The sequence below is a fragment of the Cupriavidus sp. FW305-27 genome (assembly GCF_058787995.1).
In genome coordinates this window covers 24,521-48,298 of the sequence record NZ_JBYTAG010000013.1, presented here as the reverse complement: position 1 = coordinate 48,298, position 23,778 = coordinate 24,521, and the positions used below count along the sequence as shown (strand labels likewise).

Below are 23,778 nucleotides of genomic sequence, written 5' to 3'. Positions count from 1 at the left end.
GCCGGCCGGTGCCATGCGCCGGCCAGGCGCTTACTTCTTCTTGACCACGCTGACCTTGCCGTCGGCCTCCAGGTACAGCGCCTTGACCTCGTCGATCGATTCCAGTCCCTCCTGCCGGTACTTGGCTTCGAGCTCTTCGTCGGTGATGGATTCGCGCCGCATGTTCTCGCGCAGCTTGGTGCCATTGCGCACCAGCAGCACCTTCCTGGGTTCGGCAAAGCGCTGGAAAGCGGGGGAGTGGTAGGCCAGCAGGTCGATCAGCCGGTTCCAGGCGATCAGCGTGACCACCAGCAGCACGGCATCGGCGACGCTCTCGCCGTTGCCTGCCATGCCGTTCTGCGCGGCGTCGGCGACGATCACCACCAACAGCAGGTCGGCGATGCCCAGCGAGCCGATGTCGCGCCGGACCACGAAGCGGAACAGCAGGAACAGCACCCAGTACATCAACGTGCCGCGCACGATGATCTCGAGCGGGGACAGGGTCAGGAGGAGGGCTTCGCGCCAGTCGAACGACAGGTCCATGCGCGCTACCCAGCAACTTCCGGGCCACTTTGCAACGATGGCGGCTGTGGCGCGGGAGTCGCCGCGCCGCGGGTAATTCTTACACCTGGCGCGTACGGTTTGCTGCGCTGAAAGCCAGGCGTCCCGCACGCGGCGGGGACGCCTGGCGGTCCGGCCTCAGGCTAGTCCGCCTGGATGCCGAACTCCTTGACCACCTTGGTGTAGCGGGCGGTGTCGGCGGCGATCAGCTTCGACAGCACCGCCGGCTCGCCGCCCGCAGGCGTGACCGCGATGGTGGCCATGCGCGCCACCACGTCGGGCATCTTCAGGATCTCGTTGACGTGCGTGTTGAGCGTGCGCACCAGGTCGGCCGGCATGCCCTTGGGTCCGAGCAGGGCCTGCCAGGCGCCGATTTCCACGTCCTTGTAGCCCAGCTCGGCCAGCGTCGGCACGTTGGGCGCGAACGGCGAGCGCTTCTGGTCCGCAACCGCCAGCGGCACCAGGCTGCCGTTGCCGACATACTGCGAGATTGCGCCATAGGTGATGTAGGTCACCGGCACCTGCCCGCCGATCACGTCGACGATGGCCGGCGCCAAGCCGCGGTAGGGCACCTGGCTGATCTTGATGCCGGCGGACTTGTTGAACATTTCGCCCATGATGTGCATCGGCGAGCCATTGCCGGGCGTGGCATAGGTTTCCACCTTGCCGGCCTTGGCGCGCGCCACCAGCTCGCTGACCTTGGTGATGCCGCTGCCCTTGTTGACGACCACGAACAGCGACTGCGTGCCGATCTGGCTGATGGGAGTGAGGTCGTGCTGCACGTCATAGCTGGCGCCGGTGCCGGCCTTGAGCACCAGCGGCGCGAGGGCGACGGTGTTGGGGGCCAGCAGCAGGGTGTAGCCGTCCGGGTTGGCGCGCGCCACGTAGGCGCTGCCGATGGTGCCGGCGGCGCCGGTGCGGTTTTCCACCACCACCGACTGCTTCAGGCGCGGGGCGAGCTTTTCCGCGAACAGGCGCGCCAGCACGTCGACGTCGCCGCCGGCCGGATAGGCTACAACGATGGTGATGGGCTTGTTCGGGTACGCACCCTGGGCCAGGGCGGTGCCGCCGGTGGCAGCGACCAGGGCGGTCGCGGCGGCCAGCGTGGCGAGTACTTTGCGGCGTACGGACTTCATGATGTTCAGACCTCTGTAAGACGTGGCGCCCGGACGGGCCGGGGCCAATGGCTGTGTTGGCGTCCGGCGCCTTGCATGCGCCGGACGGTACCGCCGGGGGGCGCGGAGGAAATCAGAAAACGTGCTTGATGCCGATCATCGAGCCCCACTGGTTCTCGCCCGGGCGCGGGTTCGAGCCAGGCGAGCCGCCGCTGACCGACATGGCCAGCTGGCCGCCGTTGTTGATGAAGCCGGCGGTGGCGTACACCGAGGTGCGCTTGCTGAAGCTGTACATCGCGCGCAGCGTATACAGCATGGCCTGGTTGTCGCTGCCGTGGTAGTTCAGGAAGTAGACCTGGCCGGCCAGGTTGACCGCGGGGGTGATGTCGTAGGACGCGCCGGCGTAGTACAGGTCGCTGATCGGGGTGGGGCTGCCCTCGTTGTCGCGGCGGATCCAGCCGGCGCCGATCTTGGTGCGCTGGAACAGCATGTAGCCGCCGAGAGACAGGCGGTCGTCGGTCAGGTTGCTGTTGGTCAGGCCGCCGAAGGCGCCCGGGCCGCCGCGCTGCGAGTCATACGCGGCGGTGACGCCCCAGGTCTTGTTGTCGTAGCCGAGCATGGCCGACCACTGGCGGCACGCCTTCTTGTCGGTGGCGTTCTCGCCGGCGCAGTTGGTGCCCGAGGGGCTGGGGCCGGCGTTGACCGCATCGCGCCCGAAGCTGTAGGTGGCGCCCACCACGAAACCGCTGAAGTTGGCCTTGTACGACACCGCGTTGTCGGCGCGCGTATTGGGCAGGTAGCTGTCGAGCGAGCCCGAGCCGTACACGTTGGGCCCCAGGACATCGCTGTCGAGCGTGGCCCAGAACAGCATGGTGTACTGGCGGCCGAACGACAGCTGCCCGTACTGGTTGCTCAGCCCGACCAGCGCCTGGCGCCCGAACAGGCGGCCGCCCTGGTTGGAGGTGCCCGAATCCGGCGAGAAGCCCGACTCCAGCACGAAGATGCTCTTCAGGCCGCCGCCAAGGTCTTCAGTGCCGCGGATGCCCCAGCGCGAGGGCACGGTCGCGGTCAGGTTGGGCATGCGCACCAGGCCGTCGCCGTTGGCGCCGACATTGCTCACATACTCGACGCCCGTGTCGATGACCCCGTACAGGGTGACCGAGGATTGTGCCGAGGCCAGCAGGGGGAAAGCCGCGGCCAGGCCTGCGGCGATTCGTGCAAGTTTCATCTACCAGTTTCCTTCCGTTTTCCGTTTTGTCGTCTTGTCGTCCGCTGCCACTGCGGATGGCGGCTGCGGATGCTGTTTCGGTCTCTTTTGTGTTTTATATATGAAACATCAAACAACATAAGAAACGTCAAGCAAAATATAGCTGCGAGTTTCCACAAGATGTGAGGAGGGTTATCCCTAGTGAGGCGACGCCGCGACGGCTAACGCCGGCTCTGCGCGGAGGTTTCCGATCTTTCTATCGTTAACCCTCATCCCGGCTGGGCTCCGACACGCCTATGCTTCAAAAGTTTTATTCTCAAACCTAAGTTTTATATATGGAACAAAATCAGCCCCACATCCTGGCCGAGCCAGACCGGCAGTTGCTGGAAGCCCTCGACAGCGGGTTTGCCCAGCGCGTGGTGCAGGTGGGCGCGGACGGCGAGCGCGTGGCTTACCGCAGCGGCGGGAGCACGGGCCCTGCGGTCGTGCTGCTGCACGGCATCAGTTCCGGGGCGGCGTCGTGGCTGCCGTGCGCGAGCCTGCTGGCCGCGCACGCGCGGGTGATCGCCTGGGATGCGCCGGGCTATGGCGATTCGTCGCCGCTGCCGCAGGCGCGGCCGCTGGCGTCGGACTACGCGCAGCGGCTGGACCGGCTGCTGCAGGCACTGGGCGTGCAGCCGGCGTTGATCGTCGGGCATTCGCTGGGCGCGCTGATGGCGGCGGCCTATGTTGCCAACGCGCGCCAGCTGCCCGCGCGCCTGCTGTTGCTCAGCGTGGCGCAAGGCTACGGCGGCGCGGGCAGGGAGGCGCAGGCAAGGGAAGTGGCGCGGCAGCGGCTGGAGGCGCTGGAATCCCTGGGCGTTGATGGCCTGGCGCAACGCGGCCCGGCCCGGCTGCTGAGCGAGGAAGCCGACCCCGGCGCCCAGGCATGGGTGCGCTGGAACATGCAGCGGCTGAACCCGGACGGCTACCGCCAGGCGGTGGCGATGCTGTGCGGCGACGACATCCACGCCTACCTGGCGCGGCGCCCCGATGCCTTGCCCACGCAGATCGCCTGCGGCAGCCGCGATGTCGTCACCACGCCGCCAGCCTGCGGCACGCTGGCCGAACGCTTCGGCCTGCCGTTCTCGCTGATCCCCGATGCCGGCCACGCCTGCTATATCGACCAGGCCGCCGCCACCGCGCGGCTGATCCGCTCGGTGCTGGACGACGCCACCTGAAGCCACCGCGGCGGCGCCTGCCGCCGCATCCCGAGCGGTGTCGCGCAGCTTGCGCCACCCGTTCCAGATTTCGTATGCCGATCGCGGGTTAACCCCAGTCAATTTTTGCGGCCGCGTTGTCTATAGTCGTACCTGTGTTCAATATCTAAACCAGTGTTTCATTAGTAAAACGTAGCCAGGCGATCGCAAGACCGGTCGGCGAGGCACGCGGAACACGGTCCCCCCGCTGCAAGACATGGAGCAAAGCGCAATGGAAAGCCTCTCGTACAACCCGAACCTGGTGCCCTGGGAGCGTCCGGCGCCGAACAACGTGGCAGGCAAGGGCCATATCGAGCAGCCCGGCAAGGTCGCCAACATCGTCTGGCAGACCCGCGCCGCCGCGCCGACCGCCTATGAGAACGCGCTGGGCGATGCCCTCGAAGCCGCGTTCGAAGGCGGCGCGCAGAACCCGCAGGACATCGTGCGCGCCTTCAATGACGCCGGCTTCCTGGGCGTGGACGGCCAGCCCTGGACCGAAGAGCGCTTCCTGTCCGAAATGCGCCGGCTGGGTGCCTGAGCCCGCCCCAGTCCAAGTCCAGCCTCGAAGCGAGAAAACCATGGAATCGAACAAGCAAGCCCGCACCGAAGCCCGCCTGAACACCGGCCTGCGCAACTACTGGTACCCGGTCGCCGCCTCGTGGGCGGTGTCCCATGCCCCGATCGGCATTACCCGCCTGAGCCAGAACATCGTGCTGTGGCGCGACGGCGAAGGCCAGGTCCACGCCCTGGAAGACCGCTGCCCGCACCGCGGCGCGCGCCTGTCGATGGGCTGGAACCTGGGCGACCGCGTTGCCTGCTGGTACCACGGCGTCGAGGTCGGCGGCGATGGCCAGGTCAAGAGCGTGCCGGCGGTGGAAAGCTGCCCGCTGGAAGGCCGCACCTGCGTGCGCAGCTACCCGGTGCAGGAGAAGGCCGGCGCCATCTTCCTGTGGTTCGGGGACCAGGCCCCGCAAGGCGAGGGCAGCCCCGACGAACTGCGCCTGCCGGAAGAACTGGTCAGCGAGGAACACAGCAACTTCCTGTGCGTGGCGCACTGGGACTGCAACTACCGCTACGCCATCGACAACGTGATGGACCCGATGCACGGCGCCTACCTGCATGCGGTGTCGCACTCGATGGCCAGCGGCGAGAAGTCCGCCGTGATGCAGGTGCGCGAGACCGAGCACGGCCTGGTGTTCGAGAAGACCGGCCAGCGCGGCGTCAATTTCGACTGGGTGGAATTTGGCGAGACCGGCACGCTGTGGCTGCGCCTGGCGATTCCGTACCGCGCCAGCGTCGGCCCCGGCGGCCCGTTCGGCATCGTCGGCATGGCCACGCCGGTGGATGAAGACCACTGCATGGTGTTCTTCTGGCGTACCCGCCACGTGCAGGGCTGGGAGCGCGACGTGTGGCGCTTCCTGTACCGCAACCGCCTGGAGCAGCTGCACTGGGACGTGCTGGAGCAGGACCGCGTGGTGCTGGAAATGATGGCCCCGAACGCGCGCGACCACGAGATGCTGTACCAGCACGACGCCGGCATTACCCGCGTGCGCCGCCTGCTCAAGCGCCGCGCCGAGCAGGAAGTGGCCGACGAGCCCGTCGCCATGCTGCAACCCGCCGGAGCCGCCAGCCATGCCTGAGGCAAACACCAACAACACGCTGCTGGCCGGGCGCAAGGTGCTGGTCACCGGCGCCGCGCGCGGACTGGGCCTGGCCTTCGTCAAGGCGCTGGCCGAAGCCGGCGCCACCGTGGCCATGGCCGACATCCTGGCCGAGCGCCTGCAGCAGGAAGCCGACGCCCTGCGCGCCCGCGGCCTGAAGGTGGTGCCGGTCACGCTGGACCTGTCCGATCCGGCCTCGGTGCAGGCTTGCGCCGAGGCCGCGGTCAAGGCGCTGGGCGGGCTCGACGGCCTGGTCAACAACGCCGCCGTGACGGATTCCGGCGGCCGTGACGCCGCCGCCATCGACATCGCCACCTGGGACCGCGTGATGAACGTCAACGTGCGCGGCACCTGGCTGATGACCACCGCCTGCCTGCCGGCGCTGCGCGCCAGCGGCCGCGGCGCCATCGTCAACCTGGCTTCGGACACGCCGCTGTGGGGCGCGCCCAACCTGCTTGCCTACGTGGCGAGCAAGAGCGCCATCATCGGCATGACCCGTTCGCTGGCGCGTGAACTGGGCAAGGACCAGATCACGGTGAACGCCGTGGCCCCGGGCCTGACGCTGGTGGAAGCCACCGAATACGTGCCGCAGCACCGGCACGACCTGTACCGCGAGCAGCGCGCGATCACGCGCGAGCAACTGCCCGACGATGTTTGCGGCGCGGTGCTGTTTGCACTGTCCGACCTCGCCCGTTTCGTGACCGGCCAGACGCTGGCGGTCAACGGCGGCTTTGTCATGCATTGATCCAACCGATCCACTGAAAACAGAAGGAATCCAAATGAGCGATCTTTCTCAACCGCAAAACATCAAGCGTTCCTGGGACCAGCCGGAGAACGCTTCGTTCGACCAATGGATGGAAAGCCGCGTGGCGCGCTTCTCCACGCGCAAGTACGACTGGGACGCGCTGAAGTTCCAGGCCGACTACGACCCCAAGTACCGCCGCGCGCAGATGCGCTACCTGGGCACCGGCGGCACCGGCGTGGCCGCCGACACCAACACCGTGCCGAGCGAGCATTTCACCTTCTCCACCATGATCATCCCGGCCGGCCATGAAGGCCCGTCGCATATCCACACCGACGTGGAAGAGGTGTTCTTCATCCTGCGCGGCAAGGTCAAGCTGATCTTGGAAAAGGACGGCGAGCGCTACGAGACCATCCTGACCGACCGCGACCTGGTCTCGGTGCCGCCGGGCGTCTACCGCGAGGAAATCAACATCGGCGAGGAAGACGCGCTGATGTGCGTGATGCTGGGCGCGAAGAAGCCGATCACGCCGACCTACCCGCCCGAGCATCCGCTGACGAAGATCAAGCGCTGATGCCGGCGAACGTCCGTCAGCACGCATCCACCGAAGCCATGAGCAGCAACCCCATCCCGGCCACGTCCGCCGCCAGCGAAACCCCGGACAAGTACATCGTCCCGGGCCTGGAGCGCGGCCTGCGCCTGCTGAGCGAGTTCAGCAGCAAGGACCGCACCATGTCGGCAGCGGAACTGGCGCGCCGCCTGAAGGTGCCGCGCTCGACCGTGTTCCGCCTGCTGGCCACGCTGGAAATGCTGGGCTTTGTCGAGCGCGCCGATGGCGGCCGGGATTTCCGGCTGGGCATGGCCGTGCTGCGCCTGGGGTTTGAATACCTGGCGTCGCTGGAGCTGACCGAGCTGGGCCGCCCGCTGCTGGAGCGGCTGCGCGACGAGATCGGCTATCCCAGCAACCTGGTGGTGCGCGACGGGCGTTCGATCGTCTACGTGGCCAAGGCGGTGTCGCCGCGGCCGTTTGCCAGCTCGGTCAACGTCGGCACGCGCCTGCCCGCGCATGCCACGGTGCTGGGGCGCGTGCTGCTGGAAGACCTGTCGCTGGCGGAGCTGCGCACGCTGTACCCGGAGACGCAGCTTGCGGTGTTTTCCGAGAGCACGCCGCGCACCGTCGACGAGCTGCACGAGATCGTGCAGCGCGACCGCGAGCGCGGCTACGTGCTGCAGGAAGGCTTTTTCGAAGCCAGCATTTCCACCATCGCCGCGCCCGTGCGCGACCGCACCGGCAAGGTGGTGGCGGCGTTGGGCGCCACCATCCCCGCCGCGCATATCGATCCGGCGCAACTGGATGCGATGGTGGAGAAGGTCAGGGATACCGCGGGCGAGTTGTCGCGCCTGCTCGACTACCGCCCGTCGCTGCGCAGCAGCGGCGCCAAGGTGGTGAATCTGTATCGGGAGTGAGGACAATGTCCATGATTGAACTCGGCGGCAAGGTTGCCGTCGTCACCGGCGGGTCCTCCGGCATCGGGCTGGCGACCGTCGAGCTGCTGCTCGAAGCGGGCGCCGCCGTGGCCATGTGCGGCCGCGACGAGAACCGACTGCGCAGCGCCGAAGCGCAGCTGCGCGAGAAATTCCCCGGGTGCCGGCTCCATGCCGCCACCTGCGACGTGCTCAAGCCTGAACAGGTCGCCGCCTTTGCCGCTGCCGTGCAGGCCACGCTGGGCAACGTCGACATGCTGGTCAACAACGCCGGCCAGGGCCGTGTCTCCACCTTCGCCAACACCGAGGACGCGGCCTGGATGGAAGAACTGCAGCTCAAGTTCTTCTCCGTGATCCACCCGACGCGCGCGTTCCTGCCGCAGCTTGAGAAGTCAGGCCAGGGCGCCATCGTCTGCGTCAACTCGCTGCTGGCGCAGCAGCCGGAGCCGCACATGGTGGCGACTTCCGCCGCGCGTGCCGGCGTGCTCAACCTGGTGCGCTCGATGGCCACCGAGTTTGCGCCCAAGGGCGTCCGCGTCAACGGCATCCTGATCGGCCTGGTCGAATCGGGCCAGTGGCGCCGCCGCTTCGAGGCGCGCCCTGAAGCAGACCGCCACCTGGACTGGGCCGCATGGACCGCGCGCCTGGCCCAGCAGAAACATATTCCCCTTGGCCGCCTGGGCCTGCCGGTCGAGGCAGCCCGCGCCATCCTGTTCCTTGCCTCGCCGTTGTCTTCGTACACCACGGGCAGCCATATCGATATCTCCGGAGGACACTCCCGTCATGCCTAATCAACAACAGTACGAGCAACAGCAGGTCACCGTCGGTTGCGCCATCACGGCGTTTCTCGAGCAGTGCGGCGTCAAGGCCGCCTTCGGCGTGATCTCGATCCACAATATGCCGATCCTCGACGCCATGGGCGAGCGCGGCAAGATCCGCTTCGTGCCGGCGCGCGGCGAAGCGGGCGGCACCAATATGGCCGATGCCTATGCCCGCACCACCGGTGGCCTGGGCGTGTGCCTGACCAGCACCGGCACCGCCGCGGGCAACGCCGCCGGCGCCATGGTCGAAGCGCTGACCGCCGGCACGCCGATGCTGCATATCACCGGCCAGATCGAAACGCCTTACCTGGACCAGAGCCTCGCCTACATCCACGAAGCGCCGGACCAGCTCACCATGCTCAAGGCCGTGTCCAAGGCCGCCTTCCGCATCCGCAGCGCCGACACCGCCATCAGCACCATCAAGCTGGCCGTGCAGACCGCACTGACGGCGCCGACCGGCCCGGTCAGCGTGGAGATCCCCATCGACATCCAGGCCGCGCTGATCGAGATGCCGGCCGACCTGCAGCCGCTGCCGGTGCCGCAGCACGTGCCGTCGGCACATGCGCTGGACGCGCTGGCCGAGCGCCTGGCCAAGGCCAAGCGCCCGCTGCTGTGGCTGGGCGGCGGTGCGCGCCACGCCAGCAAGCAGGTGCAGCGCCTGCTGGACCTGGGCTTCGGCGTGGTCACCAGCACGCAAGGCCGCGGCATCGTGCCGGAAGACGATCCCCGTTCGCTGGGCGCCTACAACCTGCATAAGCCGGTCGAGGCCTTCTACCAGACCTGCGACGCGATGCTGGTGGTGGGCTCGCGCCTGCGCGGCAATGAAACCCTGAAGTACGAACTGAAGCTGCCGCGCCCGCTGCTGCGCATCGACGCCGACCCGGCCGCCGAAGGCCGCTGCTACCTGAGCGACTACTTTGTCAGCGGCGACGCCGCGCTGGCGCTGGACGCCCTGGCGGATCGGCTTGAAAAGCGCATGCAGATCGACCCGGCCTTCGCCGCCGACCTGCGCCGCGCCCATGACACCGCCGTCAACAGCCTGGTCGACGGCCTGGGCCCGTACTCGGCGCTGGTGCAGGCGCTGCAGGGCGCGGTCGGCCGCAGCTTCAACTGGGTGCGCGACGTGACCGTGTCGAACAGCACCTGGGGCAACCGCCATCTGCGCATCTTCGATTCGCGTGCCGGCGTGCATGCGCTGGGCGGCGGCATCGGCCAGGGCCTGGCGATGGGCATCGGCGCCGCGATCGGTGCTGCGGCGACCGCTTCGGGCAAGAAGACCTTCACGCTGGCCGGCGACGGCGGTTTTATCCTGAACCTGGGCGAACTGGCCACCGCGGTGCAGGAACGCGCCGACATGGTGATCGTGCTGATGAACGACAAGGGCTACGGCGTGATCAAGAACATCCAGGACGCCCAGTACGGCGGCCGCCGCCACTACGTGGACCTGCATACCCCGGACTACGCCACGCTGGCCAAGTCGCTGTCGCTGCGCCATGCGCGCGTGAGCAACCTGGCCGAGGTCGGCGCCGCGCTGGAAGCGGCCACGGTCGAGTCGGGCCCGTTCCTGCTGGAGATCGACATGCTGTCGATCGGTTCCTTCAAGACCATCTTCGCCGGCCCCCCGGTGAACAAGGACAACGAAGAGCCGGCGCGCGAACAAACCACTGTCACCGCCTGAGGGAGACCGGAGATGCTGCATGTGTCCATGGTTGGCTGCGGCGCGATCGGCCGCGGCGTGATGGAATTGCTCAAGAGCGATCCCGAGGTGGTGTTCGACGTGGTGATCGTGCCGGAGCACACGATGGACGAGGCCCGCGACGCGGTCACCGCGCTGGCGCCGGGCGCCCGCGTGGCGACGCACCTGGACGACCAGCGTCCCGACCTGCTGGTCGAGTGCGCCGGCCACCATGCGCTGGAAGAGCACATCGTGCCGGCGCTGGAACGCGGCATCCCGTGCATGGTGGTGTCGGTGGGCGCGCTGTCCGAGCCCGGCATGGCCGAGCGGCTGGAAGCGGCCGCGCGCCGCGGCGGCACCCAGGTGCAGCTGTTGTCAGGTGCGATCGGCGCGATCGATGCGCTGGCCGCGGCGCGTGTCGGCGGGCTGGACGAAGTCATCTACACCGGCCGCAAGCCGGCTCGCGCCTGGGCCGGCACGCCGGCCGAGCAGCTCTTCGACCTGGATGCGCTGACCGAGGCGACCGTGATCTTCGAAGGCACGGCCCGCGACGCGGCGCGTCTGTATCCCAAGAACGCCAACGTGGCCGCCACGGTGTCGCTGGCAGGCTTGGGGCTGGACCGCACCTCGGTCAAGCTGCTGGCCGACCCGCATGCGGTGGAGAACGTGCACCACGTGGAAGCGCGCGGCGCCTTCGGCGGCTTCGAGCTGACGATGCGCGGCAAGCCGCTGGCGGCCAATCCCAAGACTTCCGCGCTGACCGTGTTCAGCGTGGTGCGCGCACTGGGAAACCGGGCGCACGCGGTATCGATCTAGTCCCGGCAGCCAACGCCCCACAGACTTAGCAGGCAACGACAATGAAGACGCAAGAAGTACTCCCCATCTGCATCGCGGGCGAATGGCGCCTGGGGACCGGCGACCGCTATGGCACCCGCTATCCGGCTACCGGCGAAGTGGTGGCAGAACTGAACGCCGCCAGCCTGGCGGACGTGGAAGAAGCGGTGCAGGGCGCCCATCAGGCCTTCCTCACCAGCGGCTGGGCCCAACGCAAGCCGCATGAGCGCGCCGCCGTGCTGTACCGCGTGGCCGAGCTGATCCGCGCCCAGGGCGAGCAGCTGGCCCAGCGCCAGCGCCTGGACAACGGCAAGCCGATCAGCGAGACGCGCGCCCTGGTGGCCAGCGCCGCCGGCACCTTCCAGTTCTTTGCCGCCGCCTGCGAGACGCTGGAAGAAACCATCACGCCGCAGCGCGGCGACTGCCTGACCATGAGCGTGTACGAGCCGATGGGCGTGGTTGCGGCGATCACGCCGTGGAACTCGCCGATCGCCAGCGAGGCGCAGAAGATGGCGCCCGCGCTCGCCGCCGGCAACGCCGTGGTGGTCAAGCCCGCCGAGGTCACGCCGCTGATGGCGCTGGAGCTGGCGCGCATCTGCGAAGAGGCCGGCGTGCCCAAGGGCCTGCTCAGCGTGCTGCCCGGCAAGGGTTCGGTCATCGGCGACGCCATCACCAAGCATCCGCTGGTGCGCCGCGTGTCGTTCACCGGCGGCACCACCACCGGCAAGCACATCGCCCATATCGCCGCCGACAAGATGATGCCGGTGTCGCTGGAACTGGGCGGCAAGTCGCCGACCATGGTGTTCGACGATGCCGACCTGGACCACGCGGTCAACGGCGTGCTGTACGGCATCTTCAGCTCGTCGGGCGAGTCGTGCATCGCCGGCTCGCGCCTGTTCGTGGCGCGCTCGCAGTACGAGGCCTTTATCGACCGCCTGGCCGCGGGCGCCGCGCACCTGCGCGTGGGCGACCCCGCCGACGAGCGTACCCAGATGGGCCCGCTGATTACCGACCGCCACCGCGACAGCATCGAGTCGTACGTGGCCGCCGGCGTGGAAGAGGGCGGCCAGCTGCGCACCGGCGGCCTGCGCCCAGACGTGGCCGGCCTGCCCAACGGCTATTTCTACACGCCGACCATCATCGAAGGGCTGGATAACAACGCCCGCATCTGCCAGGAAGAGATCTTCGGGCCGGTGCTGGTCGCAATCCCGTTCGACGACGAGGATGACCTGATCGCGCAGGCCAACGACAGCGTCTATGCGCTTGCCGCGGGCATCTGGACGCGCGACTACAAGCGCGCCTGGCGCGTGGCACGCGCCGTGCAGGCGGGCAATGTGTGGATCAACACCTACAAGCAATTCTCGATCGCGACGCCGTTCGGCGGCTGGCGCGACAGCGGCCTGGGCCGCGAGAAGGGGCGGCTTGGCATCCTGCAGTACATGGAGCAGAAGAGCGTGTACTGGGGTCTGAACGAACAACCGCTGCCGTGGGCCAACCACTGAACCCGGCAGGCTGGAGAGAAGCAATGATCAAGGTATTGGGGATCGACGAGATCGTCTACGGCGCGGATGACTTTGACGCCTGCCGTGGCTTTTTCACCGACTGGGGCCTGGCCATCAAGCGCGACGATGCGCAGGGCCTGGATTTTGAAACGCTGAACGGCTGCCGCGTGCTGGTGCGCCGCATCGACGATGCCACGCTGCCGCCCGCGATCGAGGCCGGCCCGACGCTGCGCGAAGTGGTGTGGGGCGTCGAGTCACAGGCCTCGCTGGACCAGCTCGCCAAGGCAATCGCTGATGCACCGGGCTTCGTGAAGCAAGGCGAGGGCGATACGCTGCGCGTGGGCTGCACCGATCCGAACGGCCTGGCCGTGCGTTTCCAGGTCACCCGCAAGCATGACGTGCAGGTCGAATGCGCGCTGATGAACACGTGGAACGACAAGCCGCGCCTGAACCAGCGCAGCCCGATCTACGACCATGCCACCCCGATCGAAGTGGGCCACGTGGTGTTCTTCGTCAAGGACGTCAAGGCCACTGAGCGCTTCTATGTCGAGAAGTTCGGCTTCGTGCCGTCGGACCGCTACCCGGACCGCGGCGCCTTCCTGCGCTGCACGCCCGAAGGCGGCCACCACGACCTGTTCCTGCTGCAGCTGCCGGAACCGAAGAGCGGCCTGAATCACGTCGCCTTCACCGTGCGCGACATCCACGAAGTCTTCGGCGGCGGCATGCATGTCTCGCGCAAGGGCTGGGATACGCAGCTCGGCCCGGGCCGGCACCCGATCTCGTCGGCCTACTTCTGGTACTTCAAGAACCCGGCCGGCGGCCTGATCGAGTACTACGCCGACGAAGACCAGCTCGACGAACACTGGGAGCCGCGCGCTTTCGAGCCGGGCCCGACCATGTTCGCCGAATGGGCGATCGAAGGCGGCATCGACGGCAACACCCGCCGCCAGAAGAACGCGGGCGGACCGGCAGGCAAGTTCCTGACCGAGAAGCGGTAAGTCAGCAGCAATCGAAGGAAGCAGCAATGAGTGCCCACCAGTCCCTGACCCTGCGCGTCCACGCCATGCGCTATGAAGCGCGCGGCGTGGTCAGCATCGAACTGCAAGATCCCGAAGGGAAGACCCTGCCCGAGTACAGCCCGGGCGCCCATATCGACCTGCACCTGGGCAACGGCCTGGTGCGCAGCTACTCGCTGTGCGGCGCGCCCGAAGCGCGCCGGCGCTATACCGTGGGCGTGCTGCTGGACCGCGGCAGCCGCGGCGGTTCGCGCTACGTGCATGAGCAGCTGCGCGTGGGCGCCACGCTGACCGTGGGGGCGCCGCGCAACAACTTCGAGCTGGACGAAAGCGCCGCGCACACCGTGCTGGTCGCCGGCGGCATCGGCGTCACGCCGATCGTCTGCATGGCGCGCCGCCTGGCCGAGCTGGGCAGGTCGTTCACGCTGATCTACTGCGCCCGTTCGCGTGCCGAGGCCGCATTCGTCGAACAGCTGTCGGCCCATGGCGATGCCGTGCACTTTCACTTCGACGACGAGGCCGGCGTGCCGCCGGACCTGAACGCGATGCTGGCCGGCCAGGAGGTGCAGACGCACTTCTACTGCTGCGGCCCCGGTCCGATGCTGAAGGCGTTCGAGGCTGCCTGCGAAGCGCATGGCTACCCGAACGTGCATATCGAGCGCTTTGCCGCCGACCCCTCGACCGAGGCGGTGCAGGAGGGCGAGTACACCGTGTCGCTGTCGCGCACCGGCACCACCGTCAAGGTGCCGTCCGGCAAGTCGCTGCTGGACGCACTGCTCGATGCCGGCGTGCAGATGGACTACAGCTGCCGCGAAGGCGTGTGCGGCTCGTGCGAGACCGCGGTGCTGGAAGGTTGCCCCGATCATCGCGACAGCGTGCTCAGCAACAGCGAGCGCGCCAGCAACAAGACCATGATGGTGTGCGTGTCGGGGTGCAAGGGCAGCAAGCTGGTGCTGGACTTGTAATTTCGCGATTGTGTTCTCCCCTCTCCCGCGCGCGGGAGAGGGGCGGGAGAGAGGGCCAGCGCACGCCGTAGCCGATGCGCTGTCGAATCCCGACTGCCTCTTCCCAGGCCGCCGGGCAAGCCGCGGCATCTGCCGTTATCAAGTGCCTGCCCTCTCCCCCGGCCCCTCTCCCGCAAGCGGGAGAGGGGAGCAACCCCCGAAGAATCAAACCGAGAAGCCCCGTGTTAACCCAGAGACAAGACGCAGCGTCCCCCGGCGCACCGGTGGCCGCCACCGCAGGTATCGTGACCACGGCCGACAGCGCCGGCCAGAGCGCGGCGGCGGCCCGCAGCGGCCCGCTCACGCGCGGCAATATCGTTGCCCGCATCGAGCGCATGCCGGGCAATGCCATGCATATCCGCGCCCGGCTGCTGATCGGCCTGGCCACCTTCTTCGATGGCTTCGACGTCATCGCCATCGCAGCCACGCTGCCGCTGCTGATCGCGCAGTGGTCGCTGACGCCGGGCCAGATCGGCGTGCTGATCGCTGCGCCTTCGGTCGGCCAGCTGGTCGGCGCGCTGCTGTTCCCGGGGCTGGCCGAGCGCTTCGGCCGGCTGCGCTCGATCGGCTGGAGCGCGGGCATCATCGGCCTGATGAGCATTGCCTGCGGCTTCGCGCCGTCGTTCGAGATCTTCTTGCTGCTGCGCATCGTGCAGGGCCTCGGCCTTGGCGGTGAGCTGCCGGTGGCCGCCACCTATATCAACGAAGTCACGCGCGCGCATGGCCGTGGGCGCTTCGTGCTGCTGTACGAGGTGGTGTTCCCGATCGGCCTGATGGTGTCCAACGGCGTTGGCGCCTGGCTGGTGCCGCACTACGGCTGGGAGGTGATGTACTTCATCGGCGGCGTGCCGCTGGTGCTGTTCTTCATCCTGCGCCGCGTGATCCCGGAATCGCCACGCTGGCTGGCGGAGAAAGGCCGTCTTGAAGAAGCCGATGCCGCACTGCGTGCGTTCGAGGCGCGCGCCAAGGATCCGCTGCCGCCGCCGGTCAATGCCGGCAGCTACGACCGCATGACCCAGCACCCGCGCCGGCGCGTGCGTGACCTGGTCAGCAAGGCCTACCTCGGCCGCACGCTGGCGGTATGGATGCTGTGGGCAACCTGCGGCTTTATCCAGTACGGGCTGTCGACGTGGCTGCCCACGGTCTACAAGACCGTCTACCACGCGCCGCTGCAGCTGGCGCTGAACCTTGCCGCCGGCGCCTCGGTGCTGGGCGTGGTCGGCTCGCTGGTGTGCGCGATGATTGTCGACAAGGTGGGCCGCAAGCCGGTGATCAACGTGTCGTTCCTGCTGTGCGCGCTGTCGCTGGTGCTGGCGGGGGTGTTCCACGCTTCGAACGTGTATGTGGTAGCGACCTTCTGCGCGCTGGCGATGGGCTTCCTGGCCAGCGGCTTTATCACCGCCTATGTTTACACGCCCGAGTTGTACCCGACCAGCGTCCGCGCGATGGGCTGCGGCCTGGGCGGCGCCTGGCTGAAGCTGGCGGCGATCTTCGCGCCTGGCCTGATCGCCAGCACCATTGGCAGCGGCAACCTCAGCGTCGCCTTCTTCGCGCTGTCCGTGGTGCCGGCGCTGGCGGCTGTCACCGTGCATTTCCTTGGCATCGAGACCAAGGGGCGGGTGCTGGAAGAACTGGAGGTCTGAACGGGCGTGCTGGTCCCGTTCCCTTCGGGCCGCCCCGCAATCCGGGTGCGGCACTTTTTCTTTATTCCTGCGTGCGCAACAGCTTGCGCAGCCCCTGGTAAACCGCTTCCCGCTCCTCCGGCGACAACTGCCGGATCACCTGCGCCTGCCCCCGCCGCGCCAGCGGCATCACCTGGTCGTGCAGCGCGGCACCGGCTTCACTGATCGCGCAGATCAGCTTCTTGCGCGGCGTGTTGCCGGCTGAGGTCAGCCGCACCAATCCCCGATCCTCCAGCAGCCGCAGCGTGCGGCTCACCAGCGCCTTGTCCGAGGTCGACTGGGTCACCAGCTCGGCAAACGGCAGTTCGCGCGCGTGCGCCAGCAGCGCCAGGATGCGCCACTCCGGCACGGTCAGGCCGAACTGTTCCGCATAGGGCTTGGTCACCGTGCTGCGCAGCGCGGTGACCAGCTGGCTCAGCATCGTGGTCAGGAAATTGTCGACGGTCAGGCCGCTGCCGGCCTCGTCGAGGTCGGTCCACGGGCTGGTGTTGTCGGTGTCTGGCGCGGGCTGGCCGTTGGCGGGCGCGGCGTCACGGGGCATGCGTTCCTCTTGGTCAGGGTCTGCCGGCCGCGGAGTTCGGGCCGGTTGGCGGGCCCGATTGTCTCACAGGCGCTCGCCAATTCCGCCACCGGGTGTCGCTTTCGTGTCATGCAAGAGAATTAAGCAAACTAAATCATGTCAATAGGTATTTAACGTAAGTTGAGTTGTCAATATTGGCGACATAGGATTATCAATGTTCCTGGTGTGAACGTACGTTTTACTAATAAAACAACCGAAAGTGTTGTAACCCGAGCCAACCCTGTTTTCGCGGTGCGCACAACAGCCCACTCCAACCGCGAATGCGCCCCCACAGGAGCTGTTGATGAGACACGAACGCCCCCGCCGCCTTTTCCTTGCAGCCACTGCCATGGCCGCGCTTGCGCTTGCCGCGGGCAGCGCGCTGGCCACCGCCGCGTATCCGGCCAAGACCGTGACCATGGTCGTGGCCTATCCGCCTGGCGGCGACACCGACGCCATGGCCCGGCTCTATGCCGACAAGCTGTCGGCGCGCCTGAAGCAGCCGGTCATCGTCGAGAACCGCCCCGGTGCCGGCGGCGTGGTCGGCGCCAGCTTCGTCAGCCGCGCGCCGGCGGACGGCTACACGCTGCTGTACACGCCCAACCCTTTCACGCTGGCGCCGATGGTGCTCAAGCTGGCGCCGTCGGCCAGCTATGACCCGCTGCACGGCTTCACCCCCGTGATCCAGACCGCGGTGCAGGCGGTGCTGCTGGTGGCCAACCCGCAGGCCGGCATCAAGACCGTCGGCGAGATGATTGCCGTGGCCAGGGGCGGCAAGACGCTGACCTATGGCAGCCCGGGCGCGGGTTCGCCGATGCACATCGCCGGCGAGATGCTCAACCGCGCCGCGGGCGTGAAGATCCAGCACGTGCCGTACAAGGGCGTGGCGCCGGCGGTCAACGACGTGGTGGCGGGGCACGTGAACTTTGCCTACGTCACGCTGGGTCCGGTGGCGCAGTACATCAACACCGGCCGGCTGATCCCGCTGGCGATCACGGACGCAAAGCGCTCGCCGCTGCTGCCCAACGTGCCGACGCTGGCCGAGCTCGGCTACAAGGACGTGGTGGTCGGCGCCTGGCATGGCGTGATGGCGCCCAAGGGCACGCCGCCCGAGGTGGTCAAGGTGCTGAACCAGCAGCTCAACGACGTGCTGCGCCTGCCGGACGTGACCGAGAAGATGGCCACCTTCGGCGCCAGCCCGGTGGGCGGCGCCCCGGCCGCGCTGGAAAAGGTCAACGCGGCCGACTACGAGCGGCTGGGCAAGGTGATCCGCGACCTCGCGATCACGGCGGAATGACGCAGGGCAGCGCATCGCGTTCATGCAACCAGACAAGCAGGAGGCCGGCATGAGCAAGGCCATCGTGGGAAGCTCCACGCCGCAGGTGACCGCGCGGGAAAAGGTCATGGGGCGCGCGCAGTATGCCGGCGACATCAAGTTGCCCGGCATGCTGCATGCCAAGGTGCTGCGCAGCCCACACCCGCATGCGCGCATCGTGCGCATCGACACCTCCGCGGCGAAGGCGCTGCCCGGCGTCAAGCTGGTGGTGACCGGGCACGATGTGCCCGCCCGCAACTGGGGCCCGCACCGCAAGGAGCAGCGCATCCTGGCCTGCGGCGTGGTGCGCCACGTCGGCGAGGAAGTGGCCGCGGTGGTGGCGGTCAGCGAGGAGATCGCGCGTGATGCGCTGGACCTGGTCCGCATCGAGTACGAGGCGCTGCCCGCGCTGCTGACGCCGGAAGCGGCGCTGGCCGATGGCGCGCCCGAGATCCATGCCGGCACGCGCAATATCGGCCATGAGATGCACATCGTGCGGGGCGACGTGGATGCCGCGTTCGAAGCCTGCGCCGCAGTGTATGAGGCCACCTACGACATGCACTCGCAGTACCCGGGCTACCTTGAGCCGATGGCCTCGGTGGCGGCGCAGGACGGCAACGGGCGGCTCACGCTGTGGGCCTCGACCCAGTCCGTGTTCCTGGCGCGCGCGCGGCTGGCCGAGGCGCTGGACCGGCCGGTCTCGACCATCCGCGTGGTGCAGGCGACCACCGGCGGCGGCTTCGGCGCCAAGATCGTCGAGGAGAACAACAGCCTGATCTGCGCCTTCCTGGCCAGCCGGCTGGAGCGCCCGGTGCGGCTGGTCAACAACCGGCTGGAAGACTTCCAGGGCGCGCGCGCCAGCGTGCCGATGAAAGTGTGGCTGCGCATGGGGCTGTCCGCAGACGGCGTGATCCTGGCCAAGGATGTGCGCATCGCGGCCGAATGCGGCGCCTACTCCGGGCTTGCCGGTGATGTGATGCACGTCACCGCCATGCGCAGCGACAACATGCACCGCGTGCAGAACGTGCGCTCGCATGCGGTCATGGCCTATACCAACAACCCGCCGCGCGGCGCCTTCCGCGGCTTTGGCGGGCAGCAGATGCAGTTTCCGCTGAACTGCCACCTGACCGTGCTGGCCGGCATGCTCGGCATGGACCCGGTGGAGGTGCACAAGCGCAATGCGATCGGCGCGGGCGAGACCAGCGTGCATGGCTGGAAGATCAGCAGCACCGGCATGGCCGAGTGCCTGGAAATGACCCGCAAGGCCATCGGCTGGGACGAGAAGCGCGCCGCGCCGCGCGGCACCGGCACGCGCCGGCGCGGCGTGGGCATTGCCGCGGCCATGCACGTCAGCGGCAACCGCACGCTGGGCAACTGGGACGGCTCGACCATCCTGCTCAAGATCAACGAGGACGGGCGCGCGATGCTGCAGACCAGCGAGTGCGACATGGGGCAGGGCGCCAACACCATGCTCAGCCAGATCTGCGCGCAGGAGCTCGGCATCCCGCTGTCGCACGTGACCGTGATGGCGCCGGATACCGATACCGCGCCGTTCTGCCTGGGCTCGCTGGCGTCGCGCGTGACCATCATCGCCGGCAATGCGTTGCTGCGTGCCGCGCGCGAGGCGCGCCAGAAACTGCTGGCACTCGCGGCGGAGAAGCTTGGCGTGGACGCGGAACAACTGGCGATTGCCGATGGCCGCATCGCCGCGCCGGGCCAGCCCGACAAGTCCGCCACGCTGGCGGAGATCGCGCGGCTGCATATCTTCCGCCACGGCGGCGAGGGCATCCACGTGCGCGCCACCTATGACGCGCCCACGGTGATGCACGACGCCGACTACTACGGCAACGTCGCGCCCGCGCACTCCTTCGCGGCACAGGCGGTGGAAGTGGAAGTCGACACCAGCACCGGCCAGGTCACCGTGATCGACAGCTTTGTCGCCGACGACTGCGGCAAGGCCATCAACCCGCTCGCCGTGCACGGCCAGACCCACGGCGCGACCGTGCAGGCGATCGGCTGGACCCTGTACGAGAACCTGCAATACGAGGATGGCCGCCTGATGAACGGCAACTTTGCCGACTACACCATGCCGACCGCCGACGCGGTGCCGATGCTGCGCACCGACGTGGTGGAATCGAACGACCCCAACGGCCCCTATGGCGCCAAGGGCGCCAGCGAAACCGCGATCCTGCCGGGCGCGGCGGCGATCGCCAATGCCGTCTTCGACGCCGTGGGCGTGCGCATCCAGTCGCTGCCGATCACGCCGGAGAAGGTGCTGGCGGGCCTGCGCGAACTGAAGCAGAAGGAGGCCGTCCATGCGTGACTTTGCCTTCCTTGAGCCGGCCACCGTGGCCGAGGCCAGCCAGATGCTGGCCGAGCTGGGCGACAGTTGCCGCATCCTTGCCGGCGGCACCGCGCTGATGCTCGGCATGCGCCAGCGCATGCTGACGCCTGGCCACCTGGTCTCGCTGGGCCGGCTCAAGGCGCTGCGCGGCATCACCTTCGATGCGCGCGAGGGCCTGCGCATCGGCGCGCTGACGCTGCATGCCGAGGTAGCGCGCTCGCCGCTGGTGCAGGCGCACTACCCGATGCTGGCCAGCATGGCCTCGCGCGTGGCCAATCCGCAGGTGCGCAACCAGGGCACCATCGGCGGCAACCTCTGCTATGCCGACCCCGCCACCGATCCGCCCGGCTGCCTGATGGCGCTGGGCGCGCGGATCGTGGTCAGCGGCCGAGGCGGCGAGCGCGAGATCGATATCGAGGACTTCCTGGTCGACTACTACGTCACGGCACTGGCGCCGGACGAGATCGTCACGCAGATCCGCGTGCCGGCGCCGGGTGCCGGCGCCGATGGCCGCTATGCGCGTTTCCTGCGCACCGCCGCCGAGCACCGGCCGCTCGCCAGCGTGGCACTGGCGGTGCGGCGCGAGGGCGCGTTCTGCGTCGAGGCGCGGCTGGCGGTGGGCGCGTCCACGCCGATCCCGGCCCGGCTGCGCCGCGCCGAAGCGCTGCTGGCCGGCAAGGCCGTCACCGCGGAACTAGCCGAGGAGACGGCCGCCATTGTCGCCGCGGACATCAACGCGGTCTCGGACATGCGCGGGTCCGAAAGCTACCGGCGCGAGATGGTGCGGGTAGTCGCGCGCCGCACCATTGCCGAGCTGTTCGGCGTGGCATCGGAGTAAGGAATCCCCATGAACCAAGTCAGCATCGAACTCACCGTCAACGGCGAGGAACACCAGGTGGAGGTGCCGGCGCGGCGCCTGCTGTCCGACCTGCTGCGCGACGACCTGAACCTGACCGGCACCAAGCGTGGCTGCGAGACCGGCATCTGCGGCGCCTGCTCCGTGCTGGTCGACGGCGAGGTGGTCAAGTCCTGCCTGATGCTCGCCGTGCAGGCGCGCGGGCGCCATGTGATGACGGTGGAGGGGCTGGCCGCCGACGGCCAGCTGCATCCGCTGCAGCAGTGCTTCATGGACAACGGCGGGCTGCAGTGCGGCTATTGCACGCCGGGCTTCCTGATGGCCTCGTGCGCGCTGCTTGCCAATAACCCCAACCCGACCGAAGACGAAGTCCGGCACGGCCTGAACGGCAACCTGTGCCGCTGCACCGGCTATGTCGGCATCGTTGAATCGGTCCTGTCCGCCGCGGAGAAAATGCGTGGAAATTGAAAAGACCCTGGTCACCGCGGCGCCGCCGGCGCGCGTGTGGGAGCTGCTGCTCGACCCCAACGTGATGGGCGCGTGCGTGCCCGGCATGGAATCGATCGAAGTGCTGAGCGATGTCGAGTACATCGCCCATATGGCGGTCAAGATCGCCTTCATCAACGCGCGCTTCCGGCTGCATACGAAGATCGTCGAGACGCGCGCGCCGCATTACCTGCGCACCGAGGGCACCGGCGAGGACGACTCGGTGGCCAGCTCGCTGCGCCAGTCGAGCGAGCTCTTCCTGACCGCCCTGGACGATGGCGGCACGCAGCTGCGCATCAGGGTGGAGGTGGACGTGCTGGGCCGGCTGGGCACTTTCGGCCTGAGCGTGATGAAGACCAAGGCCGACCGCATGTGGGACGAGTTTGGCGCCAACCTGCTGGCGCGGCTGTCGCCGCAGGGGGCGCAGGCAGCGCCCGAGCCGGCGGCGAAGTCCGCACCTGCGGCACCGGTTGCATCGGCCGCGGCTGCCAACGGCCATGCGGTGCTGCCGACACGGTCCGCGCCCGCACCCGCCGCCGGCGGGCTGTTCTCGCGGCTGTTCGGGCGCGGCGAGGCCGCGCGCGGGCCGCTGTCGGACATCTGCGTTGAGCTTCGCCGCAGCGACGAGACCATCGTGGTGCGGTGGCCCGCCGCCCAGGGCGAGCAATGCGCGGCCTGGCTGCGCGACTACCTGCGCCCAGGGGCATAGGCGGAGCCAGGGCGGGGTCTGCCGGCAATACGGGTACCCTACGGGGTGCAGGCGTGATATATGAGAGCGTTACGCCAAGACCGAATATTGCAGAGACAGACCATGACGACCGATTCGCCGCAGGAAGACACGCAGGAAAGCGGCCAGGAGGGCGCCCCGGAGAGCGCCCAGGAGAAGTACATCGTGCCGGGGCTGGAGCGCGGCCTGCGGCTGCTGGCCGAATTCAGCAGCCGTGAGCGCACCTTGTCGGCGGCCGAGCTGGCGCGCCGGCTCAAGGTGCCGCGTTCGACCGTGTTCCGGCTGCTGGCCACGCTGGAAATGATGGGCTTTGTCGAGCGCACCGACGGCGGGCGCGAATTCCGCCTGGGCATGGCGGTGCTGCGGCTGGGCTTTGACTACCTGGCCTCGCTGGAGCTGACCGAGCTGGGCCGCCCGCTGCTGGACCGGCTGCGCGACGAGATCCACTATCCGTGCAACCTGGTGGTGCGCGACGGGCGCTCCATCGTCTATGTGGCCAAGTCGGTGGCCTCGCGCCCGTTTGCCAGCACCGTCAACGTTGGCACCCGGCTGCCGGCGCATGCGACCGTGCTGGGCCGCGTGCTGCTGGAAGACCTGTCGCTGGCGGAACTGCGCACGCTGTATCCGGAAGAGCGCCTGGAGGTGTATTCCGAAAGCACGCCGCGCACTGTCGAAGAGCTGTACGACATGGTCCAGCGCGACCGCCAGCGCGGCTATGTGCTGCATGAAGGGTTCTTCGAGGCCAGCATCTCCACCATCGCGGCGCCGGTGCGCGACCGCAGCGGCAAGGTTGTGGCGGCGCTGGGCGCGACCATCCCGGCCTCGCGCATCGATCCGGACCAGCTCGACAATGTGGTGGAACAGGTCAGGCGGGCGGCGGCCGAGCTGTCGAGCCTGCTCGACTACCGGCCGGAGGTGCCGAAACCGTTCGCGTGACGGCAGCGCGCGCCGCCAGCCATCCATTGGGAA

General features: G+C 68.2%; 23 protein-coding genes. 19 read left to right on the top strand and 4 right to left on the bottom strand.

What is annotated here, in order from left to right:
* Nucleotides 1–30: 30 nt before the first annotated feature.
* From AC3WRI_RS08710 to AC3WRI_RS08700, 3 genes are all read right to left on the bottom strand, one after another.
* A complete protein-coding gene (locus AC3WRI_RS08710) occupies nucleotides 31–522 on the bottom strand; it encodes a DUF421 domain-containing protein (RefSeq protein WP_010811693.1) in 492 nt (163 codons plus the stop codon).
* Nucleotides 523–683: 161 nt separating this feature from the next.
* Nucleotides 684–1,676 (bottom strand): Bug family tripartite tricarboxylate transporter substrate binding protein, encoded by a 993-nt coding sequence (locus AC3WRI_RS08705; RefSeq protein ID WP_010811692.1) that lies wholly within the window; start codon nucleotides 1,674–1,676, stop codon nucleotides 684–686.
* 112 nt (nucleotides 1,677–1,788) lie between these two features.
* Entirely contained in the window at nucleotides 1,789–2,883 is a 1,095-nt protein-coding gene (locus AC3WRI_RS08700) for a porin (protein ID WP_010811691.1), read from the bottom strand.
* 314 nt (nucleotides 2,884–3,197) lie between these two features.
* On the opposite strand from AC3WRI_RS08700, the gene AC3WRI_RS08695 reads away from it, so the two are divergent.
* The 13 genes from AC3WRI_RS08695 to AC3WRI_RS08635 all read left to right on the top strand — a co-directional run bounded on the left by AC3WRI_RS08695 (nucleotide 3,198) and on the right by AC3WRI_RS08635 (nucleotide 16,483).
* Nucleotides 3,198–4,082 (top strand): alpha/beta fold hydrolase, encoded by an 885-nt coding sequence (locus AC3WRI_RS08695; RefSeq protein WP_010811690.1) that lies wholly within the window; start codon nucleotides 3,198–3,200, stop codon nucleotides 4,080–4,082.
* 250 nt (nucleotides 4,083–4,332) lie between these two features.
* A complete protein-coding gene (locus AC3WRI_RS08690; protein ID WP_010811689.1) occupies nucleotides 4,333–4,638 on the top strand; it encodes a recombinase-like helix-turn-helix domain-containing protein in 306 nt (101 codons plus the stop codon).
* 40 nt (nucleotides 4,639–4,678) lie between these two features.
* Entirely contained in the window at nucleotides 4,679–5,740 is a 1,062-nt protein-coding gene (locus AC3WRI_RS08685) for an aromatic ring-hydroxylating dioxygenase subunit alpha (protein WP_011616776.1), read from the top strand.
* On the top strand, nucleotides 5,733–6,506 hold the full coding sequence (locus AC3WRI_RS08680) for an SDR family oxidoreductase (RefSeq protein WP_010811687.1): 774 nt from the start codon (nucleotides 5,733–5,735) through the stop codon (nucleotides 6,504–6,506). The genes AC3WRI_RS08685 and AC3WRI_RS08680 overlap by 8 nt, the downstream gene beginning before the upstream one ends.
* Nucleotides 6,507–6,540: 34 nt before the next feature.
* On the top strand, nucleotides 6,541–7,077 hold the full coding sequence (locus tag AC3WRI_RS08675; protein ID WP_010811686.1) for a cupin domain-containing protein: 537 nt from the start codon (nucleotides 6,541–6,543) through the stop codon (nucleotides 7,075–7,077).
* Nucleotides 7,078–7,115: 38 nt separating this feature from the next.
* Complete coding sequence (locus tag AC3WRI_RS08670; protein WP_041688341.1) at nucleotides 7,116–7,970, top strand: IclR family transcriptional regulator; 855 nt, start codon at nucleotides 7,116–7,118, stop codon at nucleotides 7,968–7,970.
* 5 nt (nucleotides 7,971–7,975) lie between these two features.
* Nucleotides 7,976–8,779, top strand: coding sequence for an SDR family oxidoreductase (locus AC3WRI_RS08665; RefSeq protein WP_011616778.1), 804 nt, complete (start codon nucleotides 7,976–7,978; stop codon nucleotides 8,777–8,779).
* The gene (locus AC3WRI_RS08660; protein ID WP_011616779.1) at nucleotides 8,772–10,487 is read left to right on the top strand and encodes a thiamine pyrophosphate-binding protein; all 1,716 of its coding nucleotides are present in this window, start codon (nucleotides 8,772–8,774) and stop codon (nucleotides 10,485–10,487) included. The genes AC3WRI_RS08665 and AC3WRI_RS08660 overlap by 8 nt, the downstream gene beginning before the upstream one ends.
* A gap of 12 nt (nucleotides 10,488–10,499) precedes the next feature.
* Entirely contained in the window at nucleotides 10,500–11,300 is an 801-nt protein-coding gene (locus AC3WRI_RS08655; RefSeq protein WP_010811682.1) for an aspartate dehydrogenase, read from the top strand.
* A 41-nt stretch (nucleotides 11,301–11,341) separates the two neighbouring features.
* On the top strand, nucleotides 11,342–12,820 hold the full coding sequence (locus AC3WRI_RS08650; RefSeq protein WP_010811681.1) for an aldehyde dehydrogenase: 1,479 nt from the start codon (nucleotides 11,342–11,344) through the stop codon (nucleotides 12,818–12,820).
* Between the two features lie 23 nt (nucleotides 12,821–12,843).
* Nucleotides 12,844–13,818 carry a VOC family protein gene (locus tag AC3WRI_RS08645; RefSeq protein WP_011616780.1) on the top strand — a complete coding sequence of 325 codons (975 nt, stop codon included), beginning with the start codon at nucleotides 12,844–12,846 and terminating at the stop codon, nucleotides 13,816–13,818.
* 26 nt (nucleotides 13,819–13,844) lie between these two features.
* Nucleotides 13,845–14,801 (top strand): PDR/VanB family oxidoreductase, encoded by a 957-nt coding sequence (locus AC3WRI_RS08640; RefSeq protein ID WP_010811679.1) that lies wholly within the window; start codon nucleotides 13,845–13,847, stop codon nucleotides 14,799–14,801.
* 374 nt (nucleotides 14,802–15,175) lie between these two features.
* On the top strand, nucleotides 15,176–16,483 hold the full coding sequence (locus AC3WRI_RS08635) for an MFS transporter (protein WP_231881505.1): 1,308 nt from the start codon (nucleotides 15,176–15,178) through the stop codon (nucleotides 16,481–16,483).
* A gap of 61 nt (nucleotides 16,484–16,544) precedes the next feature.
* Here AC3WRI_RS08635 and AC3WRI_RS08630 read toward each other — a convergent pair whose 3' ends face one another.
* Nucleotides 16,545–17,063, bottom strand: a complete 519-nt coding sequence (locus AC3WRI_RS08630; protein ID WP_010811677.1) for a MarR family winged helix-turn-helix transcriptional regulator — start codon at nucleotides 17,061–17,063, stop codon at nucleotides 16,545–16,547.
* Nucleotides 17,064–17,385: 322 nt separating this feature from the next.
* On the opposite strand from AC3WRI_RS08630, the gene AC3WRI_RS08625 reads away from it, so the two are divergent.
* The 6 genes from AC3WRI_RS08625 (at nucleotide 17,386) to AC3WRI_RS08600 (ending at nucleotide 23,745) form a co-directional block, all read left to right on the top strand.
* Nucleotides 17,386–18,378 (top strand): Bug family tripartite tricarboxylate transporter substrate binding protein, encoded by a 993-nt coding sequence (locus AC3WRI_RS08625; protein ID WP_011616781.1) that lies wholly within the window; start codon nucleotides 17,386–17,388, stop codon nucleotides 18,376–18,378.
* A gap of 49 nt (nucleotides 18,379–18,427) precedes the next feature.
* Complete coding sequence (locus tag AC3WRI_RS08620) at nucleotides 18,428–20,719, top strand: xanthine dehydrogenase family protein molybdopterin-binding subunit (RefSeq protein WP_011616782.1); 2,292 nt, start codon at nucleotides 18,428–18,430, stop codon at nucleotides 20,717–20,719.
* Nucleotides 20,712–21,578, top strand: a complete 867-nt coding sequence (locus AC3WRI_RS08615) for an FAD binding domain-containing protein (RefSeq protein WP_010811674.1) — start codon at nucleotides 20,712–20,714, stop codon at nucleotides 21,576–21,578. Before AC3WRI_RS08620 ends, AC3WRI_RS08615 begins: the two co-directional genes overlap by 8 nt.
* Nucleotides 21,579–21,587: 9 nt before the next feature.
* A complete protein-coding gene (locus tag AC3WRI_RS08610) occupies nucleotides 21,588–22,064 on the top strand; it encodes a (2Fe-2S)-binding protein (protein WP_010811673.1) in 477 nt (158 codons plus the stop codon).
* Nucleotides 22,054–22,791: an SRPBCC family protein gene (locus AC3WRI_RS08605; protein ID WP_010811672.1), complete on the top strand. Its 738-nt coding sequence runs from the start codon at nucleotides 22,054–22,056 to the stop codon at nucleotides 22,789–22,791. Before AC3WRI_RS08610 ends, AC3WRI_RS08605 begins: the two co-directional genes overlap by 11 nt.
* 102 nt (nucleotides 22,792–22,893) lie before the next feature.
* Nucleotides 22,894–23,745: an IclR family transcriptional regulator gene (locus AC3WRI_RS08600; protein ID WP_010811671.1), complete on the top strand. Its 852-nt coding sequence runs from the start codon at nucleotides 22,894–22,896 to the stop codon at nucleotides 23,743–23,745.
* Nucleotides 23,746–23,778 lie beyond the last annotated feature (33 nt).

Excerpts from the sequence above, each read along its gene's own strand:
- AC3WRI_RS08710 (WP_010811693.1), bottom strand. The coding sequence starts at position 522 with ATGGACCTGTCGTTCGACTGGCGCGAAGCCCTCCTCCTGACCCTGTCC.
- AC3WRI_RS08705 (WP_010811692.1), bottom strand. The coding sequence starts at position 1,676 with ATGAAGTCCGTACGCCGCAAAGTACTCGCCACGCTGGCCGCCGCGACC.
- AC3WRI_RS08700 (WP_010811691.1), bottom strand. The coding sequence starts at position 2,883 with ATGAAACTTGCACGAATCGCCGCAGGCCTGGCCGCGGCTTTCCCCCTG.
- AC3WRI_RS08695 (WP_010811690.1), top strand. The coding sequence starts at position 3,198 with ATGGAACAAAATCAGCCCCACATCCTGGCCGAGCCAGACCGGCAGTTG.
- AC3WRI_RS08690 (WP_010811689.1), top strand. The coding sequence starts at position 4,333 with ATGGAAAGCCTCTCGTACAACCCGAACCTGGTGCCCTGGGAGCGTCCG.
- AC3WRI_RS08685 (WP_011616776.1), top strand. The coding sequence starts at position 4,679 with ATGGAATCGAACAAGCAAGCCCGCACCGAAGCCCGCCTGAACACCGGC.
- AC3WRI_RS08680 (WP_010811687.1), top strand. The coding sequence starts at position 5,733 with ATGCCTGAGGCAAACACCAACAACACGCTGCTGGCCGGGCGCAAGGTG.
- AC3WRI_RS08675 (WP_010811686.1), top strand. The coding sequence starts at position 6,541 with ATGAGCGATCTTTCTCAACCGCAAAACATCAAGCGTTCCTGGGACCAG.
- AC3WRI_RS08670 (WP_041688341.1), top strand. The coding sequence starts at position 7,116 with ATGAGCAGCAACCCCATCCCGGCCACGTCCGCCGCCAGCGAAACCCCG.
- AC3WRI_RS08665 (WP_011616778.1), top strand. The coding sequence starts at position 7,976 with ATGTCCATGATTGAACTCGGCGGCAAGGTTGCCGTCGTCACCGGCGGG.
- AC3WRI_RS08660 (WP_011616779.1), top strand. The coding sequence starts at position 8,772 with ATGCCTAATCAACAACAGTACGAGCAACAGCAGGTCACCGTCGGTTGC.
- AC3WRI_RS08655 (WP_010811682.1), top strand. The coding sequence starts at position 10,500 with ATGCTGCATGTGTCCATGGTTGGCTGCGGCGCGATCGGCCGCGGCGTG.
- AC3WRI_RS08650 (WP_010811681.1), top strand. The coding sequence starts at position 11,342 with ATGAAGACGCAAGAAGTACTCCCCATCTGCATCGCGGGCGAATGGCGC.
- AC3WRI_RS08645 (WP_011616780.1), top strand. The coding sequence starts at position 12,844 with ATGATCAAGGTATTGGGGATCGACGAGATCGTCTACGGCGCGGATGAC.
- AC3WRI_RS08640 (WP_010811679.1), top strand. The coding sequence starts at position 13,845 with ATGAGTGCCCACCAGTCCCTGACCCTGCGCGTCCACGCCATGCGCTAT.
- AC3WRI_RS08635 (WP_231881505.1), top strand. The coding sequence starts at position 15,176 with ATGCCGGGCAATGCCATGCATATCCGCGCCCGGCTGCTGATCGGCCTG.
- AC3WRI_RS08630 (WP_010811677.1), bottom strand. The coding sequence starts at position 17,063 with ATGCCCCGTGACGCCGCGCCCGCCAACGGCCAGCCCGCGCCAGACACC.
- AC3WRI_RS08625 (WP_011616781.1), top strand. The coding sequence starts at position 17,386 with ATGAGACACGAACGCCCCCGCCGCCTTTTCCTTGCAGCCACTGCCATG.
- AC3WRI_RS08620 (WP_011616782.1), top strand. The coding sequence starts at position 18,428 with ATGAGCAAGGCCATCGTGGGAAGCTCCACGCCGCAGGTGACCGCGCGG.
- AC3WRI_RS08615 (WP_010811674.1), top strand. The coding sequence starts at position 20,712 with ATGCGTGACTTTGCCTTCCTTGAGCCGGCCACCGTGGCCGAGGCCAGC.
- AC3WRI_RS08610 (WP_010811673.1), top strand. The coding sequence starts at position 21,588 with ATGAACCAAGTCAGCATCGAACTCACCGTCAACGGCGAGGAACACCAG.
- AC3WRI_RS08600 (WP_010811671.1), top strand. The coding sequence starts at position 22,894 with ATGACGACCGATTCGCCGCAGGAAGACACGCAGGAAAGCGGCCAGGAG.